This is a genomic window from Alcanivorax sp. HI0044 (assembly GCF_001634945.1).
Genome location: NZ_LWEZ01000483.1, coordinates 1 through 1,529, shown reverse-complemented (window position 1 = coordinate 1,529; position 1,529 = coordinate 1). Strand labels below are relative to the sequence as shown.

The 1,529-nt window shown below is 58.7% G+C and carries 1 protein-coding gene and 2 pseudogenes; 1 reads left to right on the top strand and 2 read right to left on the bottom strand.

The features are described from left to right. A pseudogene (locus A3730_RS31140) lies at positions 1-230 on the top strand (adenylate cyclase); the annotation flags it as partial. 141 nt (positions 231-371) lie between these two features. Here the strand turns inward: A3730_RS31140 and A3730_RS05835 are convergent. Beyond that, positions 372-1,334, bottom strand: a complete 963-nt coding sequence (locus A3730_RS05835) for a hypothetical protein (protein ID WP_231883862.1) — start codon at positions 1,332-1,334, stop codon at positions 372-374. Then, positions 1,223-1,529 (bottom strand): annotated as a pseudogene (locus A3730_RS32540) (hypothetical protein); the annotation flags it as partial. The pseudogene A3730_RS32540 and the gene A3730_RS05835, both read right to left, overlap by 112 nt.

Here is a 1,529-nt window from a genome sequence, read left to right as displayed (position 1 = left end):
TCCACATCGACCTGGAGCGCATCCGTAATTTCGACAAGAACACCATCTTGCGCACCCTGGCCCGCTCCGCCACGGACCTGAAGCAGGACAAAACGGTGGCCGTGGACTATGAAGCGGAAGGCTTCAGTCTGCACGTGCAGAGCGACATCATGAGAAAACGCGACCGTGAAAAAGTCATTGAGATGATGGGGCGCGCTGCGAAAAAAGTGCAGGTCGAGGTGCGGGTCTGAGCGACAAGCTCAGACAGGGGAACCGGAAAAGCTCCCCCGGTTTTCCTTTTCAACTTTTTACTTTGAACTTTCAACTGATGTATCGCGGGCAGTCCCGCAGGTCGGCTTAGGCGTAGCCGTAAGCCGACATTCAGAGGCTCCCTAATTCAACGGAAACGCCGTCCAGTTGTCGGCCCATGTCTGCGCGCTGCCCGGGCGCATGGCACCGAGATAATCCGCTGCTTCATCCCAGAACTCTCCCTGCGTGATCGCCGTGGCGCCATTACGGGCAGGAGAGCGTGAGGTGGGGGCAAAGTCCGGATGGGAGGTGCTGGTCGCATCGCGGGTGAGCAACGGGTCGGTGCCAAACTGGGCGCCCACGGAACGGCTCTGGAAATAACGACGCTCGTCGAAACCGTTATCGTCATCATTGTCCATGTTTTCTGAGTCGAAGAACGTCAGGCCACGGCTGCCCACTTTATGCACCATCATACTGTTGAAGGTGAGCTCGCCTTCCTGAATACGGCGCACGGTCTCGCCGCCTTTCAGGTCGATGGTTTCCCCGGAGAAACCGTCAATAATCATGTTGTTGAAATGCCCGCCGGTGCCCACTTTTAGGGTCATCGCCCGGTGGTATTTTTCATGGCTGCGCGGGCTGATCAAGGTCACGTTATACATGACCGGCGCGGAAATGGGTGTGGCATCCGGATTCGCCTTGAGATTATCGCCTTCAAACGCATTGTCGCCCACATTGGCATGCTGTTGCACGACCAGAAACTGTACCCGGCCACGCCAGCCCATATCCCAGTCCAGCGAGTCGTCCGCAGCACCGGTAATAATGATGTGCTTGAGGTCCACTGTGCCACCGAACACTTCGATACCGTCGTCCAGTGCGCGATGGACCTGCACATTACGAATAATGGTGCTGCTGCCACAGCCGCCCAGGGTCAGGCCATTCAATTCGTTATTGGCGTAGACCTCGAAGCCGGCGAACTCCACGCGGGTGTATTCCATCACACCGCAGGAGCCGTCCGCATCGCTGCCGCCAAAGGCTCCCCGGGTATCGCCGTCGGGAATGCCTTCAATATGTGCGTTGGCCACGTTAACCGGTGCGCTGCCGAGCATGACCACACCGCCCAGTCGCCGGCAGTACGGGTGCCTTCCGGCTGGGTGCTGGTGAAGACGATGGGTGCGTTTTCCTGGCCACGGGAGAACAGGGTGGCGTCCCGGGTAATTACCAGGGCGGAGCCGGGTTTGCCTTCAATGCGTGTGCCGGGCTCGATGGTCAGACTGCCGCCCGCTTCCACATAGACAATGCCA

Excerpts from the sequence above, each read along its gene's own strand:
- A3730_RS05835 (WP_231883862.1), bottom strand. The coding sequence starts at position 1,334 with ATGCTCGGCAGCGCACCGGTTAACGTGGCCAACGCACATATTGAAGGC.